The sequence below is a fragment of the Cryobacterium sp. TMT1-19 genome (genome assembly GCF_004403055.1).
Lineage (GTDB): Bacteria > Actinomycetota > Actinomycetes > Actinomycetales > Microbacteriaceae > Cryobacterium > Cryobacterium sandaracinum.
Genome location: NZ_SOHB01000001.1, coordinates 1 through 18240, shown reverse-complemented (window position 1 = coordinate 18240; position 18240 = coordinate 1). Strand labels below are relative to the sequence as shown.

Sequence of the window (18240 nt, the reverse complement as noted above, 5' to 3'; positions counted from 1 at the left end):
CGGGTATTCAGGAATGGAAAAAGAAGAAGCGCGCGGCGCCTACGCGAGGATCGGCAGGAGGAACGCGGAGGTCCAGCCGGCCAGCAGGCCACCGATGACGGGACCGACGACGGGCACCCACGAGTAGGCCCAGTCGGAGGAACGCTTGCCCTTGATCGGCAACAGGAAGTGCGCGATGCGCGGGCCGAGGTCACGGGCGGGGTTGATCGCGTAGCCGGTCGGTCCACCCAGCGAGGTGCCAATCACGATTACGAGCAGGGCCACCGGAAGGGCGCCAAGGGCGGCCAGGCCGCCGTTCTCGCCCTGGCGTCCGCCGCCGAACGCGATGACGACGAAGACGAGCACGAAGGTGCCGATGATCTCGGTAATGAGGTTCCAGCCGTAGGAACGGATGGCCGGACCGGTCGCGAACACGCCGAGCTTGTTGGCCGGCTCCGGTTCCTGGTCGAAGTGCTGCTTGTAGGCGAGCCAGACGACGGTGGCACCCAGGATGGCACCAACCATCTGGGCCCCGATGTACGCCGCCACGGACAAGGCGTTGACCGGAACCCCCGAGCCGAACTCGGTGGCCCCGGACGACACGAGTCCCAAGGTGACGGCGGGGTTCAGATGAGCGCCCGAGTTATAGGAGACGATCACGCCGGCGTACACCGCGAGGCCCCAGCCAATGGTGACCATCAGGAATCCGCCGCCGAAGCCCTTGTTCTTGGTCAGGGCGACGTTGGCGACCACCCCGCAGCCCAGCAGGATCAGGAGAGCGGTTCCCACCACTTCCGAGAGGAATACGATACCGAGATTGTCCACGTTGACATCCTTTTAGGTCATTGAAATGAAGAAAGCGAAGGAAACGGATAGTAGAAAACCTAGCGACTCGAGACCGCCGATGGTCCTGACCTTTCTGCACGTTTGTGCAGATCAGCCTTCAAGTCTGCGGGTACGGAGCCGGGCCGGAGGGCAGGCTGCGGGCAGGCGACCGCAGCGGCCGCCCGCCCGCAGGGCAGTCCCGAGCAGTCCCTAGACGGCCGGCACGGCCGGCGTTTCCGCCGGGGCCAGGTGCACGCCGTACATGTCGAGCAGAGTATTCACCGCGGTGTCGACCTCATGCGCGCTCCGGGCGGCGTCCCAGCCGAGGACCGGTGCGAGCACGCCGGCCAGCTCGGTGAGCAGCGGCAGAGTCACTTCGCCGCGGAAAGCGATGCTGGTGCGGCGCAGCAGCAGGTCCATCAGGTGCATGACCGATTCCGCCCGGGCGATGAGCTCGATTTCGCGCCGGGTGTAGCCGGGGTGCTGCATGAGCGGCGCGTCCGGTTCGGCGGTGAGCCAGGTGATCACCTCGGTGGCGCGCGTGCCGTACCGGGTCAGCAGCACATCGGCACGCTCGGCGCCGACCTTGTCGCCGTTGGCGGCAACCCAGACCCCGCGTGCGGCATCCGTCGCCGGGAAGTCTCGACCGCCGCCGATGGGCAGGCCGACCGTCGAGACGGTGCGCGGCAGGCCGAGCAGGGTCAGGATGTCGCCGCTCAGGTGTTCGGCCAGGGCGCGGAAGGTCGTCCACTTGCCGCCGACCAGGCTCAGCAGGGTGCCGGGCCGGGCGCCGAGCGGGCGCGATTCGATGCGATAGTCGCGCGAGACGAAACCGGGCGCCTCGTCGTCGTGGCGGGGCAGCGGGCGCACGCCGGCGAACCGGAACACTATCTGCGCCCGGTCGACGGCCACCTTTGGGAAAACGTGGTTGACGAGTTCGAAGAAGTAGTCGACCTCGGCTTCGGTGCAGCGCGCCGGCTGAGTCATGTCGTGCTCGAGGTCGGTCGTGCCGACGAGAACGCGGCCCGCGAGCGGGAAGATCAGCACGATGCGGCCGTCTTTGTGCTCGAAAAAGATCTCGCGACCGCCGGTCGCGGCGAGCAGTTCGGGGTTGTCGAGCACGACGTGCGACCCCTTGGTGCCGCCCATATAGGTGCTGGCCTGGCCGAGGGCCGTGTTCGTGAGGTCGGTCCACGGTCCGGACGTGTTGACCACGATGTCGGCCTCGAAGCTGAATTCGGCGCCGGTGACCGTGTTGCGGAGGCGCACACCCGCAGCATCCATGCCGACGGCTTCGATGTAGTTGGCGCTCCGGGCGTGGGTGCCGGCGGCTAGGCCGTCGGCCAGCACGTCGAGGGCGAGGCGCTCCGGGTCGTGCATGGAGGCGTCGTAGTAGGTGGCCGTGTACTTAAGGCCCGGATTGATCTGCGGCAGCACGTCGAGCGACGCCTTCTTGCCGAGGAATTCGTGCCGGGGCACATTGCCGCCGTCGCGGGAGAAGGAATCGTAGAGCATCATGCCGATCTTGATCAGCAGAGCTCCGCGCTCTTGGGCCGCACCCTGTTTGTGGGTGAGGAACCGCATCGGCGCCGACATCACTCCGGAAAAGGTGGAGTAGATCGGGATGGTCGTCTTGAGCGGCTTGACGTAATGGGGAGCGATCTTGAGAAGGCTGTTGCGCTCCTCCACAGACTCCTTGACCAAGCGGAATTCGCCGTTCTCGAGGTAACGCACACCGCCGTGGATCATGTGCGAAGAGGCCGAGGATGCGCCGGAAACGTAGTCGCCCTTGTCGACGATGGCGACGTCCACGCCCTGCAGGGCCAGATCGCGGAAGGTCGCGATGCCGTTGATGCCGGCTCCGATGATGAGAACTTGAGCGCGGGGGCGGTCCTGGATGGCGGCCTGCGCGGCGGCACCACTGGACTGTGCCGGTGCGGAAGATGACTGATCGGGTGTGGACAGCACTATGCGCTCACTTCTCTGTGGGTGGGGGGGAATTGCTTCTACCCTGCTAGGTTCAACACAAACGGTCAAGAGGTTTGAACATACGTGCAAGGAGTTAAAATGGCCCATCCAGACGATCCGTCCCTGTCGGACCGAACCAGTGACGCGCTCACGGCGGCCCACCTGTATTACATGCAGGACCTGACCATGGAGGCCATCGCGCGGGAACTGCACACCTCCCGCTCCTCGGTGTCCCGTCTGCTCAGCCAGGCCAGAACCAGCGGGTTGGTCGACATCCAGATCCGGTCCCCACTCGACGCGACGAGCCGGGTTGAGAAGCTCATCCTGAACCGCTTCCAGGTCACCGCGCACGTCGTGCCGGTGCCCGACCACGCCAGCGACGTCGATCGGTTGGAGCGCGTGGCCCTCTCGGTTGCACGGATTCTCGGCGAGTTCTTCGACTCGAACATGATCATGGGCATCGCCTGGGGCTCCACGATGAATGCGGTCAGCCGCCACGTGACCCCCAAACGCACTCACAACGCACAGATCGTGCAGCTGAACGGCGCCGGCAACACACGCAGCACCGGCCTGGACTACGCCAACGAGATCCTGCAGCGGTTCAGCAACGCGTTCGGCGCCCGCCTGGAACAGTTCCCGGTTCCCACCTTCTTCGACGACCCGGCCACACGCACGGCGTACTGGCGGGAGCGCGGCCTGCGCCGGCTGTTGGAAATGCAGAGGAACATGGACGTCGCGCTCTTCAGCGTGGGTTCGCCCTTCTCCAACGTCCCCAGCCACGTCTACGTCGGAGGCTATCTGGACGACGACGAGCTCACGGCTCTTAGCGACGCCGGGGTCGTTGGCGACGTCGCGACGGTCTTCTACCGCGCGGACGGCTCGACCGACGGCATCCCGCTTAATGATCGCGGCACCGGCCCGGAACTGTCGGTGCTGCGCCGCACCCCCCGGCGCATCTGCATCGTCTCGGGCCAGTCTAAGGTGGACAGTCTTCGCGGCGCGCTGGCCGCGAACCTGATCACTGACCTGTTCATCGACGAGAGCAGCGCCCGGTCACTGTGCGAGTGAGCAGACGGAGGCCCGCCGGCGCCACGGAAGGTTCGTGGCGACCGGCGGGCCGACAAGTCAGTGCTTCTGCACGTACTTGACGGGGGCAGGCAGGCCGCGTGCCACGCGCACGGAGCGCGAGAGCCGCTCGATCGACTTGAGGGCGTCGAAGACGTCGTCGGCAGTGACCACGAACGGCATGTTGTGGATCGTCTCACCCGGCAGGGTTGACGCCGTGGCGATGGCCCTCAGCTCCTTCTCGTCGTCCAGGCTGAGACCGATCTCGGTCAGCGTGGTGGGCAATCCAACGAGAGTGGTGAACTCGATGAAGTCTTCCACCTCGGTCCGTGGCGCGCCCTCGAGGACCAGCTGGGTCAGGGAACCGATGTTCACCTTCTGACCGTGGGTGAGACCGTGGGTCTGCGGGGCCGCGGTCAGGCCGTTGTGGATGGCGTGGGCGGCGGCCAGACCGCCCGACTCGAAACCGAGTCCGGACAGGAGCGTGTTCGCCTCCACCAGCTTCTCGAGAGCAGGTGTGACCAGGTTGTCACGCACGGCATCGAGGGCCGGAAGGGCGTTCTCCCAGATGACGTCCCACGACAACTTGGCCAGCGCGGTGCCGGTCTGGGTCGGCAGCCCCCCGGCCATCGTGGTCGCATGGGCAGCCGCCGTGGCCCGGGCTTCGAGCCAGGTCGCCAGCGCGTCGCCGACTCCGGCGATGAGGAACTCGACCGGCGCGTTGGCCACGATCTGGGTGTCGATCAGCACGAGGTCGGGGTTGCGCGGGAAGAAACGGTATTCGACAAACTCGCCCTCCTCCGTGTAGATCACCGAGAGTGCGGAGGTGGGAGCGTCGGTCGACGCCACGGTGGGCACGCTGACCCAACGAATTCCAGCCAGGAAGCCGGCGGCCTTGGCCGAGTCGATCGTGCTTCCGCCGCCCACGCCGATGATCACGTCGGCCGTGGTTACGCGGATCTTCTCGACCAGCGCGTCGACCGCGGACGCAGTCGCAAAGCGGTCGAATTCGACCCGTTCGACGCGGAGGCCGGCAGCAGCGAAGCTCGCCGAGACCTGCTGCCCTGCGAAACCCCACACGACGTCATCAGCGACGATCAGGGGGGCGGAGCCGATCTGGGATACGAATTCGCCGAGGCGATCGATCGCTCCCTTGCCTTGGACGTAACGTCCGGGGCTCATGACTGTGCGGATTGAAGTGGTCATCGTGGAACTTCTTCCTGGTCGAACTGCGTCTACATCTTTGTGGGACGGTGGCGGTGAACCGGTCTTCCGGGGCACAGATTTCACATTACGCCCGCCGATTCGACCGACATCGGCTGCCCTGCAGCGGGCGACCGTGCGAGCGCACCCTCCGAGCGGTTTCCGGCACATTCGCCCAGTCTGATGTCACGGCTCAGAGATCGGATCTGACGCACCAACACGCGCTTTTGGCCAATTTTTTGAATGCTATTCAGGATTTACAGAAAATACGTCGCTGTTTCTGAAAGCCAGCGTTGCACATCTGTGCAGATCGGACGCCCGGGAGGGGCCGACACCGGCAGCTACGCCCGTGTCGGCTCCAGCAGGAGCGCGGCGGCGGATCGCGCCGCGTCGGCGCTGCCGGCGGCGACCGCGGCGAGTGCGGCATCCCGGCACTGGTCCACCGTCACGCCGCGTAGGAACTCGGCCACGCCGCCCAGGGCTCGCGGGGACATCGACAGGCTGGTCGCCCCGAGCCCCACCAAGATGGCGGCAAGCATCGGATCTGCCGCGGCCTCACCGCAGACCCCGACCGGCTTGCCTGCCGCCAGACCGGCCTGGCAGGCCTCCCGGATCATCCGCAGGACCGCCGGCTGCCAGGGGTCGTTGAGCAGGGCGAGCTCCCCCATCAGCCGATCGGCCGCCATGGTGTACTGGGCGAGGTCGTTGGTCCCCAGACTCGCGAAGTCCACCCGTTCGAGGATGGGGCCCGCCGTGATAGCGGCAGCGGGTGTCTCGATCATCACGCCCACGTTGTGCAGGCCGTGCGCGGCACAGCGGGCCGCGAAGTCCACGGACTCGTCGACGGTCGCGATCATCGGCGCCATGACGCCGACGTCGGCGTCTTCCGCGGCGGCCGCCGCTGCGATGGCCTGCAGCTGAGTGTCCAGCAGTTCCGGCCGCTGCCACGCTGTGCGATACCCCCGGATGCCCAGGGCAGGGTTGACTTCGTCGGCCGCCGTGACGAAGGCCAGCGGCTTGTCGGCTCCCGCATCCAGCGTTCGGATAGTGACCTTCTTCCCGGGGAATCCGGCGAACACCTGGCGGTACGCGGCGACCTGTTCGTCGAGTCCCGGAGCCTCGGCGTGGTCGAGGAAGCAGAATTCGGTGCGGAAGAGGCCGACACCCTCGGCATTCGCCTCGATCGCGGCGGCAACGCTGTCAGGCGAAGCCACGTTCGCGAGGAGCTGCACGCGGTGCCCGTCCCTGGTCCTTCCCGCACCGTCGAAGGTGATCACCCGGCGGATCTGTTCCTCGGCTCGCAACACTTGTTCGTCGGTGGGGGCCACGACGATCTCACCGGTCGTGCCGTCAACGATCACCACGCTTCCCTCGGGCAGGTCCATCGCATCGCGGGCCGCCACCACGGCAGGCAAGCCAAGCGCCCGCGCGAGAATGGCCGTATGGGAGGTGGGCCCGCCCTCGACGGTGACGATCGCCCGACACACCGTGGGGTCGATCAGCGCCGTGTCGGCGGGGGCCAGGTCCCGGGCCACGAGCACATACGGCTCCACACGATACGGCAGGCCCGGTGCCGGTCGGCCGAGCAACTCGGACACGATGCGGTTGCGCACGTCGTGCAGGTCCGAGACACGTTCGGCGAGGAGCCCACCTTGCTCCTTAAAAACCGCTGTGACCTCGCCCACAGCCGCCCAGACGGCACGCTCCGGAGTGTGGCCCTGCCCGGTCACTCGGGAAACGGCAGCATCGATCAGCCCGGGATCCGCCGCCATCAGCGCCGTTGCCTCCAGGATCCCACGCGCCGCTCCCGACACCCGGGCCGCCTTGTCCCGCAGGGCCAGGGCTACGGATGCCGCGGCGGCCACGATCCTCTCCCCGGCCGCCGCCCGCTCGCGCAGGGGGAGTGCGACTGCCGGCCCCGGCTCGTCCACCGGTTCCTGCATCCGCACGATCGGACCGACGGCGAAGCCGGGGCTCACGCCCAGAGGCCCGCTCGACGGCGCCCCGCCCTGCGGCCGCGCCTGCGGCCGCGACGCGGAACATGCCGGCCTGGGCGCGGGAGCGTGGGCGGCCGCGAGCTCGCCGAAGCCCTTCCCGACCAGTTCGCTCACGGCCTCGAGCGCCTCCACAGCCTGCCGCCCGGCCGCCGCGACGGAGATCGTGTCGCCCTTCCGGGCGCCGACGATCAACAGGGCAGTCGGGCTGTTAGCCGGCACCGGGGGCCGGCCGGTGCGGAGGTTGGCGACCGTCACCGTCGCCTCAAAGGCGCTGATGGCGGTGACGAGCATCGAGACCGGTCTCGCGTGCAGGCCGTCGGGGTTCAGCAACGTCACCTCGATCGTGTGTTCCGCCGCCGGGCCGGAGTCGACCGGCAGGCCGGCCGGGTCCTCGTCGCCCAGGTGACTCTGCTTGGCGCGAAGAGCACCTCGGGCCTCACGTTCCACTTCGTCAAGGGTGGCGCCACCCGCCGCGCGCACCACTGCGGCCATCAGGCCCTCTACGAAGGGACCGCTGCTGAGCCGGACGGGCAGGTCGGGGTCGTCCGAGAACTCCAGCGCCATTTCCGCGCTCATCACAGCCGATCCCAGATCCATCATCACGAGCACGCCCTCGGGAGAGGAAACCTCGGCGATGGCCTCGGCGACTTTGGACGCGTCCGTTCCGATCACTCCTGCGCCGGCACCGGCTGCGATCGCAATGGCCGGGCCGTTGACCCCGACCATTTCCACTGCGAGGTCCACTGCTGCCTGCGCGAGCCGGGGGCTGTGCGATACCACTACGATTCCGATCACGATCTACTCCTTGTCGAGGATCTCGGCCAGAGCCTGGAAAAGCAGCGACGTCGACGCGGCTCCCGGGTCGATGTGGCCGATGCTGCGTTCCCCCAGGTAACTGGCCCTGCCCTTGCGGGCGATCAGGGGTGCGGTAGCATCCCGCCCCGCTTGTGCAGCGGAGTAGGCAGCACGGGCCGCCGAGGAGATATCGGAGAAAACGACGAGGTCGGCGTCGAACGCGTCGAGCGCGGGAGCGAGGACGTCGAACATGGTCTTATCCCCGGCCTCGGCCTTGCCGCGGGCAACGACGCCGCCCAGCCCTGCACGAAGCGCGGCCGCCAGGCCGGGCGCGTCCAGGGTGCTGACCGGTCCTGCCGAGGTACCGATCCGCAGGAAGAAGGTGCCGTACAGGGGGCCGCTGGCACCACCCACGGACGTCACCAGGGTCATGCCCACGCCCTTGAACAGTTCGTCGACGGCCACGACCGGTGAGGCCTGGATTTTCTCGAGGACCGCACCCATGCCGCGGGTCATGTTCGAGCCGTGGTCCGCGTCGCCGATGGCCGAATCCAGTTCGGTGAGGTACGAGACCTGCTCGGTCACCAAGTCGCGAAAACGGGTGAGCCAGCCGGTGAGCTGGTCAAGGCTGATCGTGTCATTCGTCATGGTGCTAGATTCCCCAGCGCAGCCCGGGGGTGTTCACCGGCGCATCCCACAGATGAAGCAGGTCCTCGTCGGCCTTGAGGATCGTGACGGAGCAGCCCGCCATGTCCAGCGCGGTGATGTAGTTGCCCACGAGGGAGCGGGCAACCGTGATGCCGGCGGCGTCGAGGATCTTCCTGACTTCGGCATACATGACATAGAGCTCGATCAACGGGGTTCCGCCCAGCCCATTCACCATCACGATCGTCGGGGCGCCGGTGAAGTCCAGGTCGGCGAGGATCGGCTCGACGAGCAGACGGGCAACCTCGGCGGCCCCGGCCAGCGGCACGCGGCGGCGGCCCGGCTCCCCGTGAATGCCCACGCCGATCTCCATCTCGCCTTCGGCAAGTTCGAAGGTCGGTTTCCCGGCCGCGGGAACCGTGCAGCTGCTGAGGGCCACGCCCATGGAACGGCCGGACTCATTGACCTGGCGGGCCACCGCGGTGACGGCCGCGAGGTCGCGGCCTTCCTCGGCTGCCGCACCCGCGATCTTCTCGAGCAGGACAGTGGTGCCGACGCCCCGGCGGCCTGCGGTGAAGGTGGAATCCTCGACCGCGACGTCGTCGTTGACGACCACGACGGCAACCTCGATCCCGGTCTCAGCCGCGGCCAGTTCCGCGCCCATTTCGAAGTTCATCACGTCGCCCGTGTAGTTCTTGACGATGTGCAGCACGCCCGCTCCGCTGTCCACGACTTTCGTGGCTTCGAGCATCTGGTCGGGTGTCGGCGAGGTGAAGACCGCCCCGGCGCAGGCCGCGTCAAGCATTCCCACACCGACGAAACCGCCGTGGAGCGGCTCATGGCCGGTTCCCCCACCAGAGAGCAGGGCGACTTTGCCTGCTCTGGTCGGGTCTGTCCGGTAGATGATGCGGTTGACGTGGTCGACGCGAAGTTCCGGGTGTGCGGCCGCCACGCCGATGAGGGAATCGGCGAGAACCGTCTCCGGGGAATTGATTAGTTTCTTCATGTTGAGACCTCCAGGATTATCTTCATGTTTGCTCTCCGTTGAACTTTTCGAGCTGGATCCGCGAGACACGTTCCCTCGCGACTCAAAGAAATACAGAACGCAATTCGATAATGTCGAATATCCTCCAGAGAGTGGGCCGATGTCAACACGTTGCATGAAGACGCGTTGGTGACGCGGCATACTTAAGGAATCAACCGGAGGTGCAGCTGTGATTCAAGCCATCGATCGTGCGGCGAAAGTGCTGTCGACGTTGCAGGGCGCACGCCACCTCGGCATCACCGAACTCGCCACCGAACTCTGGCTGCCGGTCTCGACCGTGCACGGCATCGTCAAATCGCTGCAGGGCCACGGTCTTGTCGCGCAGGAGCCTGGCGGCACCCGGTACATGCTCGGTCCGGCCCTGCTCAAACTCTCGAATGTCTACCTCGACACGCTCGACGTGCGCGCGCGGGCCATGCGCTGGACCCTCGAACTCGCGCGCAGAACCGGACTGTCCACACGTCTGGGGGTGCAATTGTTCGACGAGGTCATCATCATTCACCACAACCAGCGGCCTGACGGCAGCCAGCAGATGCCCGAAACGGGCCTGTCCATCCCGGCCCACGCCTCGGCAATGGGCAAGGTTCTCCTCGCATACAGTCCGGAATACGCCTCCGGACTGCTGGGGATGCCCCTGCGCAGTCTCACCGGCGCCACGATCACCGACCCGGCTCAGCTGGCCATCCAATTCGTGTCGATCGTGAGCAACGGCATCGCCACCGAAGAGGACGAGGCCGTGCTGGGCGAGTCGTCGATCGCGGCGCCCGTGGTCGACACCCGCGGCAATGTCATAGCCGCGGTCGCCGTTGTCGTACCGTCGAGCGAGTGGCCTCCCGACTCCAGCGTGCTGAACGGATTGCGTGAGACGGCCCGGAACATCTCCCGGGAACTCGGCGCCAGCACCTGGCCGCCGCGGGCCCCCCAACCGGCCGTCGCCGCGCATCCGCAGTCGTGAGCGCCCATCGCAGGCCGCACTCTCGAACGGGAATTTTTCTGTGGCCGACGCGTTGGGATATAACTAGTAGTAGTTATATGAAACGTGCTCCGGGGTCGGTGTAAGTCCGAACCGGCGGTGAAAGTCCGCGACCCGTGCCGCTCCCAAAGCGGAACGGTTGAGCTGGTGAAATTCCAGCACCGACGGTTAAAGTCCGGATGAGAGGCGCACGAGTCGATGGACCATTCCGGTCGGTCGGCGGGTTTCGCAACCCACATGGTGTTCGCCGCACCGCAAACCCGGAGTTCGTTGCACCAACGGACAGGACGGGAATGACGGAACAAGCGGCGCTCGAAGCCATCATGCGGCGTGCGCTCGCGCTGGCCGCGAATGGGCCGGCCACAGGCCCGAACCCCCGCGTCGGCTGTGTTCTCCTCGACGATTCCGGGCAGGTCCTGGCCGAAGGCTGGCATCTCGGCGCCGGAACCCCCCACGCCGAGGTTGTCGCCCTGAGCCGACTCGCCGCCGGCGCCGCCCGCGGTGCCACCGCCGTCGTCACCCTCGAACCCTGCAACCACACCGGCCGCACCGGCCCCTGCTCGCTCGCCCTGATCGACGCCGGCGTCCGCCGGGTCGTCTACGCCGTCGCCGACCCCGGCGTCGGCTCCTCCGGCGGGGCCGACCGGCTCCACGGCGCCGGAATCGACGTCACCGGCGGGCTGCTCGTCGACGAGGTCGAACGATTCCTCGCCGACTGGCTCGTCGCCGCCCGTCTCGGGCGCCCCTTCGTGACGCTCAAGTGGGCGTCGAGCCTCGACGGGCGCGCGGCGGCCGACGACGGGACCAGCCGCTGGATCACCGGACCGGAGGCCCGGCAGGACGTGCACCGGCGGCGCGCGGCAGCCGGCGCCATCCTCGTCGGTACCGGCACCGCGCTCGCCGACGACCCTGCCCTGACCGCCCGCGACGCCGCTGGAAAGCTTCTGCCCACGCAGCCGGTGCCGGTCGTGATCGGCACCCGCGGCATCCCCAACGACGCCGCCCTCCGCGCCCACCCGCATCCGCCCCTCTTCTTCGCCACCGACGATCTGCTGGCCGTGCTGCACGACCTGCACCGGCGCGGCATCCGTCACGCCTTCATCGAGGGTGGGCCCACTCTCGCCAGTGCGTTCGTCGCGGCCGGGCTGGTCGACGAGTACCTCGTGTACCTAGCGCCAACGCTGCTCGGCGGCGCCCGGCTCGCCCTGGGCGACATCGGGGTGGCCGGCATCACCGACCAGCGCCGCCTGGCCATCGACCATTACGACCGACTCGGCGACGACCTCCTCGTCGTCGCCCGGCCGAGATAGGACAATCATGTTCACCGGAATCATCGAGGAACTCGGCCAGGTCGAGAAGGTGGAGCGATCCACGGATGCCGCCCGCCTCACCATCCGCGGCCCGAGAGTCGTAGCCGACGCCGGCCACGGCGACTCGATCGCGGTCAACGGCGTCTGCCTCACCGTGGTGGAGCAGACCGGCGACACCTTCACCGCCGACGTGATGGCCCAGACCCTCCTCATGTCCACCCTCGATGCCGCCCGCGCCGGCAGCCCGGTCAACCTCGAGCGCGCCGCCCTCGTCGGCGACCGCCTGGGCGGCCACATCGTGCAGGGCCACATCGACGGCACCAGCACCCTGCTGGCCGTCACCCCCGGTGAGGCCTGGCGGGTGCTGCGGTTCAGCCTCTCCGCCGAACTCGCCCCGCTCGTGGTGGGCAAGGGCTCCATCGCCGTGGACGGCGTCTCGCTGACCGTCAGCAACATCAGCCCGGCGAGCGAACCGGACCAGTGGTTCGAAGTCTCTCTCATCCCCGAAACCCTCACCGTTACGACGCTGGGACAGCGCACGATCGGCGATCACGTCAACATCGAAACCGACATCCTGGCCCGCCACGTGGAGCGCATGCTCTCCCTGGCGGACGCCGGATCGAAAAGGAGCCACTCATGAGCCTCGCCGACATTCCTACCGCGCTGGATGCCCTCCGGCTCGGGAAACCGGTCATCGTCGCCGACGACGAGGGCCGTGAGAATGAGGGCGATGTGATCATCTCCGCCCAGATGGCCACGCAGGAGTGGATCGCCTGGACCGTGCGGTACTCCTCCGGCTTCATCTGCGCGCCGATGACCAACGACCTAGCCGACAAGCTCGATCTGCCGGTGATGGTGCCGAACAATGAGGACCCCCGCGGCACGAACTACACGGTGTCGGTCGACGCGGCCGACCGGCTCAGCACCGGGATCAGCGCGGCCGACCGCGCGCACACCCTGCGCGTGCTGGCCGATCCGGCCTCGACGCCGTCCAGCCTGCACCGGCCCGGCCACATCATGCCGCTGCGCGCGAGGGATGGCGGTGTGCGCGAGCGGGACGGCCACACGGAGGCGGCCGTCGACCTGATGAAACTGGCCGGCCTCGTACCGGTCGCCGGAATTTGCGAGATCGTCGCCGAAGACGGCGAGATGATGCGCCTGCCCGGGCTCCTCGCCCTCGGCGAGCGCGAGGGCGTGCTGGTGATCACCATCAAGGACCTGATCGCCTACCTGCAGGAGTTCCACACCGACACCGAGCTGCCCACAGTCAGCCCGATCCTCGAATCGCCGCGGGTGGACTTCGAGGTGGAGACCACGGTGCCCACCCGGCACGGCTACTTCCAGGTGCGCGCCTACCGGGACCGGATGACCGGCGCCGACCACGTGGCCATCGTCTCCGGCACCCCCGCCGACGGCGCGATCGTGCGAGTGCACTCCGAGTGTCTCACCGGTGAGGCGTTCGGCTCGCTCAAATGCGAGTGCGGGCCTCAACTGGATGCCGCCCTGGAGACCATTCAGGAGCTCGGCGGCGTCGTCGTCTACCTGCGCGGCCAGGAGGGCCGCGGCATCGGGCTGGTCAACAAGCTGCGCGCCTACAAGCTGCAGGAGGACGGCCTGGACACCTTCGACGCCAACGTGGCGCTGGGCCTTCCCGCCGACTCCCGAGACTACGGCGCCGCCACGGCCATCCTGCACGACCTGGGCCTGTCCGCCGTGCGGCTGCTGACCAACAACCCGGAGAAGGTGCGCCAGCTCGAGGCGCACGGCATCACCGTGACCGAGCGAGTGCCGCTCGTCGTCGGCGTCGGCACGCACAATCAGGACTACCTGGCCGTCAAGCGCGACCGGATGGGCCACCACATCACAGAAGCAGACATGCTGAAAGGAATCGCACTATGAGCGGAGCAGGCTCCCCGGAGATCGAGATCGACGGAACCGGGCTGGACATCGTGATCGTCGCCGGACGCTGGCATGACGTGATCACCGACGGGCTGATCGCCGGTGCGACCCGGGTGCTCGAGGCATCCGGTGCCCGCTACTCGCTCGTGCGGGTTCCCGGCAGCTTCGAGCTGCCGGTTGCGTGCAAGGTGGCCCTCGACAACGGCGCCGACGCGGTTGTCGCGCTCGGCGTGATCATTCGTGGCGGCACCCCGCACTTCGAGTACGTGTCGTCGGCGGCAACGGATGGCCTCACACGGGTGGCGCTGGACACCGGCAAGCCGGTGGGTTTCGGCGTGCTCACCCTCGACGACGAGCAGCAGGGCCTGGACCGGGCGGGCCTGCCCGGATCGAAGGAGGACAAGGGCGAAGAGGCGGCCGCGGCGGCCATCGCGACCGCTCAGCTGCTGCAGAAGCTGCGCGAGTAAGACACGACCATGGTGCGCGGCGGCATCCGTATCGTTACCGGAGCGTGAGCCGAGGATTAGCGGAGCCAAGACTCCGGACGTAGGGTGCAAGGGCGGCTGTCACAAACGGCCGCCCTTCTCGACTTCCCGCACCTGTTCTCTCGACCGGAAACGAGACCACGGCGCAGCTGGCGTCGTTCGCCGTCTTCGGCGCGGCCATGGTGGCCCGCCCCATCGGCGCGCTGGTCTTCGGCCACTTCGGCGACAAGAGGGGCCGCAAGGCCACTCTCGTCGGGGCACTGCTGACCATGGGCATCGCGACCTTCCTGATCGGGTTGCTGCCCACCTACGCCATGATCGGCTGGCTCGCGCCGGCCCTGCTCGTGGTCCTGCGCCTCGCCCAGGGCTTCGCACTCGGCGGGGAGTGGTCCGGCGCCGCGCTGGTCGCGACCGAGAACGCCCCGGTCGGCAAGCGCGCCTGGTACGGCACGTTCCCGCAGGTCGGCGCCCCGCTCGGCTTCATTATCGCCAACGGCCTGTTCCTGGCCATCACACTGGCCCTGCCCGGTGACGACCCGACCCGCTGACGACCCGACCCGCCCCTCGGACGCGTTCCTCGAGTGGGCGTGGCGCATCCCGTTCCTCTTCTCCGCGGTGATGGCCGTCGTCGGCCTCTGGGTCCGCCTGCGCCTGGTCGAATCCGACGCCTTCACACAGGTCGTCGCCACCAAGCGGGTGGAGAAGCTGCCGCTCGCGGCCGTGTTCCGGTCGCACTGGCGCCAGCTGATCCTCGGCACCTTCATCATGCTGGCCACTTACGTGCTGGTCTTCGGCATATTCACGTTGGCCTCCGGCCCCTAGGCCGACAGGCACGGGCGCCGCAAGACCCTGATCTTCGTGACCCTGGCGATCATCGGATTCGGCCTGCTCTTCGTGCCGCTGCTGGGCATGAACTTCGGGCCGATGGGCGCGCTGCTGCCCGAGCTGTTCCCGACCAGCGTGCGCTACACCGGCTCCGCTTTCGCGTACAACATGAGCTCGATCCTCGGGGCGGCGGTGGCTCCGTTCATCGCGATCTGGCTGTGGACCCTCGGCGAGGGCAGCCCGTTCTGGGTCGGCGTCTACCTCTCGGTGATGGCCGTGATCACCCTGGTCGCCCTGCTGCTGAGCCGCGAGACCCGCGACATCGACATCGAGCACTGACCTGGCTCTCGGCCGGCTCTCGACCACCGGTGGTCGAGCCTGTCGAGACCCGGGTCAGTCGAGGAACAGGATGCGCAGGCGCCGGGTCGTGAAGGCCAGGCCGAGCAGGATCATAGGTCTCGCCGGTGCGGGTCGAGACGGCGCCCAGCCTGCGCATGGTGGTGGTCTTGCCGGCCCCGTTCGGGCCGAGCAGTCCGAAGGATTCGCCGGGCGCCACCTCGAAGGAGATGCCGTCCACGGCGGCGAAATCCTGGTGCCTCGTGACGAGATTCCGGGCCACGACGACGGGCTCCGGCACGGTTCCCTACTGGAGACCGCCGGGCCCATCCCAAGCGGGATGCGGTTAAGCTCATTCAGTGAGTACCCCCAGCAACCCCCGTTCCGCCGCCCGCCCGCCCACCAGTACGGCCGGCCGCACGGCCGGTCGCGGTCGCCTCGGCCGGATGGGGCGCCGCGACGATGCCGGCGGACCCCGCGCGACGTTCAGCCAGTTGGTCCCGTATCTGCTCGAGCACAAGAAGGTGCTCGGCTTCGTCGTCGTACTCAGCATCCTCGGCGCCCTCGCCAGCCTCGCCCAGCCGCTCCTGGTCAGCCAGGTCATCACCATCGTGCAGGAGGGTGACGCGCTCGGCAGCCTGGTGTGGGCGCTGGTCGCACTCGTCGTCGTCTCCGCCCTGATCAGCGGCTACCAGCACTATCTGCTGCAGCGCACCGGTGAGGGCGTCGTGCTCTCCAGTCGCCGCAAACTGATCGGGCGGATGCTCCGCCTTCCGATCAGCGAATTCGACACCCGCCGCACCGGCGACCTGGTCTCCCGGGTGGGGTCGGACACCACGCTGCTGCGGGCCGTGCTCACCCAGGGTTTGGTCGAAGCGATCGGCGGCTCGCTCACGTTCGTCGGCGCGCTCATCGCCATGCTCGTGATCGATCCGGTGCTGCTCGGCCTGACGGTACTGGTGATCGCCGTGTCGGTGGTCACCGTCACACTGCTGTCGCAGCGCATCCGTGCCGCCAGCCTCGCCGCGCAGGCCAAGGTCGGCGACCTCGCCGCCAGTGTCGAGCGCGCCATCAGCGCGGTGCGCACCGTGCGCGCCTCGAACGCCACCGACCGGGAGATCGCCGCCGTCGAGGAGGACGCCAAGGGCGCCTGGCGGATGGGCATCCAGGTCGCGAGGATCTCGGCCCTCGTCGTGCCGATCGCCGGCATCGCCATGCAGGTGTCGTTCCTGGTCGTGCTGGGCGTGGGGGGCTTCCGCGTGGCCAGCGGCACCATCACGATCGCGGACCTGATCGCGTTCATCCTGTTCCTGTTTCTGATGATCGTGCCGCTCGGCCAGGCGTTCGGCGCCATCACCTCCGTGAACGCCGCGCTCGGCGCCCTCGGCCGCATCCAGGAGATCATCGACCTGCCCACCGAGGACCAGTTCGACCGCGACATCGCCCCTCTGGCCATCACGGTCGGCGCCGCCAACGAGTCGGTGCGGCCGGATGCCCCGGCGATCTCGTTCGAGAACGTGCAGTTCGGCTACCTGGTCGCCTCGGCAGCGACGGATGCCGCGGGTGCGGAGGCAGGGTCGGAGGCAGGGTCGGAGGCAGGGTCGGAGGCAGGGTCGGAGGCAGGGTCGCAGGCCGGGTCGCAGGCCGGGTCGCAGGCCGGTGCTGCCGGTGCTGCCGGTGTCGGCCGTGTTGCCGGCGCCGCAGCCGGTGCGGGGGCTATCGGCTCTGCTGCGGCCGCGTCGGCGGATGCCGCCGCTCTTTCCGGTGCCGGGCGTTCCGCTCACACGGCTTCCGACGCCGAGCTCGTCGCCGCCGAGAACGCGATGATCGAGACCGCCGTCGCGGCTCCGTTCGTGCTCGAGACCGCCATCGTGGTTCCGGCCGTGATGGAGGCCGTGCTGGCCGAACCCGACCTCGTCGAGGCAGATCTCGCGGCCGCTGACCGCGCCGCCGCGGCCGCGGCCGACCGTGCTGCCGAGCAGGCGACCGAACGGGCGACCGAGCGCAGCGGCGCCGACGCCGCCGGCAAGCCCCGCCCGGTGCTCCGCGGCGTCTCCTTCGACGCCCCGCGCGGCAAGCGCACCGCCCTGGTCGGCCCGTCCGGTGCCGGCAAGAGCACCATCCTGGCCCTGATCGAGCGCTTCTACGACCCGACCGGGGGCGTTGTGCGCATGGGGGGACTGGACATCCGCACCCTCGACCGCACCGCGCTGCGCTCGCAGATCGGCTACGTCGAACAGGACGCCCCCGTTCTGGCCGGTTCGCTGAGGGACAACCTGACCCTGTCCACGCCCGACGCCACCGACGAGGAGTGCATCGCCGTGCTGCACGCCGTGAACCTCTCCGAGGTGCTCGAGCGCGACCCGGCCGGGCTGGGCGCGGCGGTCGGCGAGTCCGGCGTGATGCTCTCCGGCGGCGAACGCCAGCGGCTGGCGATCGCGCGCGCCCTGCTGGCCGCGCCGCCCATCCTGCTGCTGGACGAGTCCACCTCGAGTCTCGACGGCGTCAACGAGCAGAAGATGCGGGCCGCGATCGACGCGGTCGCCGTGGACCGTACCCTGATCGTGATCGCGCACCGCTTGTCGACCGTGGTCGACTCCGACCAGATCGTGGTGCTCGACCACGGCCAGGTCATCGGCACCGGCACGCACTCCGAGCTGGTCGCCTCGACGCCGCTCTACCGCGAGCTCGCCAAGCACCAGCTGCTCGTTTAGTCTGGGCTGCCCGAACCAATTCGACGGAGTTTTTAGTCTAAACCGCCAGTTTTGGGCCTGAAACACCCGATCTAGCCAAAATCTCGGCTCTCCTGTCGTAACCGTGGGTTAATCCCGGCCGGGGAGTGCGGGTTTGTGGCCGCCGAGGCTGAGCATGGCGAGGGCGATGAGGGCGT

13 protein-coding genes, 2 pseudogenes and 1 riboswitch are annotated in these 18240 nt (G+C 68.2%); of the genes and pseudogenes, 8 read left to right on the top strand and 7 right to left on the bottom strand.

Going from position 1 to position 18240, the window contains the following annotated elements; genetic code table 11:
* Positions 1 to 39: 39 nt before the first annotated feature.
* Positions 40 to 804, bottom strand: a complete 765-nt coding sequence (locus tag E3T40_RS00075) for an MIP/aquaporin family protein (protein ID WP_104171365.1) — start codon at positions 802 to 804, stop codon at positions 40 to 42.
* A gap of 210 nt (positions 805 to 1014) precedes the next feature.
* The gene (locus tag E3T40_RS00070) at positions 1015 to 2769 is read right to left on the bottom strand and encodes a glycerol-3-phosphate dehydrogenase/oxidase (protein ID WP_199180972.1); all 1755 of its coding nucleotides are present in this window, start codon (positions 2767 to 2769) and stop codon (positions 1015 to 1017) included.
* A 102-nt stretch (positions 2770 to 2871) separates the two neighbouring features.
* On the opposite strand from E3T40_RS00070, the gene E3T40_RS00065 reads away from it, so the two are divergent.
* Positions 2872 to 3840 (top strand): sugar-binding transcriptional regulator, encoded by a 969-nt coding sequence (locus E3T40_RS00065; protein ID WP_104171364.1) that lies wholly within the window; start codon positions 2872 to 2874, stop codon positions 3838 to 3840.
* Positions 3841 to 3897: 57 nt separating this feature from the next.
* Here the strand turns inward: E3T40_RS00065 and E3T40_RS00060 are convergent, their stop codons facing one another.
* The 4 genes from E3T40_RS00060 to dhaK all read right to left on the bottom strand — a co-directional run bounded on the left by E3T40_RS00060 (position 3898) and on the right by dhaK (position 9483).
* Entirely contained in the window at positions 3898 to 5043 is a 1146-nt protein-coding gene (locus tag E3T40_RS00060) for a glycerol dehydrogenase (protein ID WP_104171363.1), read from the bottom strand.
* Between the two features lie 338 nt (positions 5044 to 5381).
* Positions 5382 to 7832 (bottom strand): phosphoenolpyruvate--protein phosphotransferase, encoded by a 2451-nt coding sequence (gene ptsP, locus E3T40_RS00055; protein ID WP_134542344.1) that lies wholly within the window; start codon positions 7830 to 7832, stop codon positions 5382 to 5384.
* Between the two features lie 3 nt (positions 7833 to 7835).
* Positions 7836 to 8480: a dihydroxyacetone kinase subunit DhaL gene (gene dhaL, locus E3T40_RS00050; RefSeq protein ID WP_104171361.1), complete on the bottom strand. Its 645-nt coding sequence runs from the start codon at positions 8478 to 8480 to the stop codon at positions 7836 to 7838.
* Positions 8481 to 8484: 4 nt separating this feature from the next.
* Positions 8485 to 9483 (bottom strand): dihydroxyacetone kinase subunit DhaK, encoded by a 999-nt coding sequence (gene dhaK / locus E3T40_RS00045; RefSeq protein WP_104171360.1) that lies wholly within the window; start codon positions 9481 to 9483, stop codon positions 8485 to 8487.
* A gap of 208 nt (positions 9484 to 9691) precedes the next feature.
* On the opposite strand from dhaK, the gene E3T40_RS00040 reads away from it, so the two are divergent.
* The 6 genes and pseudogenes from E3T40_RS00040 to E3T40_RS00015 all read left to right on the top strand — a co-directional run bounded on the left by E3T40_RS00040 (position 9692) and on the right by E3T40_RS00015 (position 15353).
* Positions 9692 to 10477, top strand: a complete 786-nt coding sequence (locus tag E3T40_RS00040; RefSeq protein WP_104171359.1) for an IclR family transcriptional regulator — start codon at positions 9692 to 9694, stop codon at positions 10475 to 10477.
* A gap of 81 nt (positions 10478 to 10558) precedes the next feature.
* Positions 10559 to 10690: riboswitch (FMN riboswitch) on the top strand.
* 98 nt (positions 10691 to 10788) lie between these two features.
* Entirely contained in the window at positions 10789 to 11805 is a 1017-nt protein-coding gene (gene ribD, locus E3T40_RS00035; protein WP_104194183.1) for a bifunctional diaminohydroxyphosphoribosylaminopyrimidine deaminase/5-amino-6-(5-phosphoribosylamino)uracil reductase RibD, read from the top strand.
* 7 nt (positions 11806 to 11812) lie between these two features.
* On the top strand, positions 11813 to 12445 hold the full coding sequence (locus E3T40_RS00030; protein WP_134542343.1) for a riboflavin synthase: 633 nt from the start codon (positions 11813 to 11815) through the stop codon (positions 12443 to 12445).
* A complete protein-coding gene (gene ribB / locus E3T40_RS00025; RefSeq protein WP_134542342.1) occupies positions 12442 to 13704 on the top strand; it encodes a 3,4-dihydroxy-2-butanone-4-phosphate synthase in 1263 nt (420 codons plus the stop codon). The genes E3T40_RS00030 and ribB overlap by 4 nt, the downstream gene beginning before the upstream one ends.
* On the top strand, positions 13701 to 14171 hold the full coding sequence (gene ribH, locus E3T40_RS00020; protein WP_104100365.1) for a 6,7-dimethyl-8-ribityllumazine synthase: 471 nt from the start codon (positions 13701 to 13703) through the stop codon (positions 14169 to 14171). Before ribB ends, ribH begins: the two co-directional genes overlap by 4 nt.
* 84 nt (positions 14172 to 14255) lie before the next feature.
* Positions 14256 to 15353: pseudogene (locus E3T40_RS00015) on the top strand (MFS transporter).
* 121 nt (positions 15354 to 15474) lie between these two features.
* Here the strand turns inward: E3T40_RS00015 and E3T40_RS00010 are convergent.
* A pseudogene (locus tag E3T40_RS00010) lies at positions 15475 to 15651 on the bottom strand (ATP-binding cassette domain-containing protein); the annotation flags it as partial.
* Between the two features lie 145 nt (positions 15652 to 15796).
* Between E3T40_RS00010 and E3T40_RS00005 the strand changes: the two are divergent.
* Positions 15797 to 18064 carry an ABC transporter ATP-binding protein gene (locus E3T40_RS00005; protein ID WP_134542364.1) on the top strand — a complete coding sequence of 756 codons (2268 nt, stop codon included), beginning with the start codon at positions 15797 to 15799 and terminating at the stop codon, positions 18062 to 18064.
* Positions 18065 to 18240: the final 176 nt, after the last annotated feature.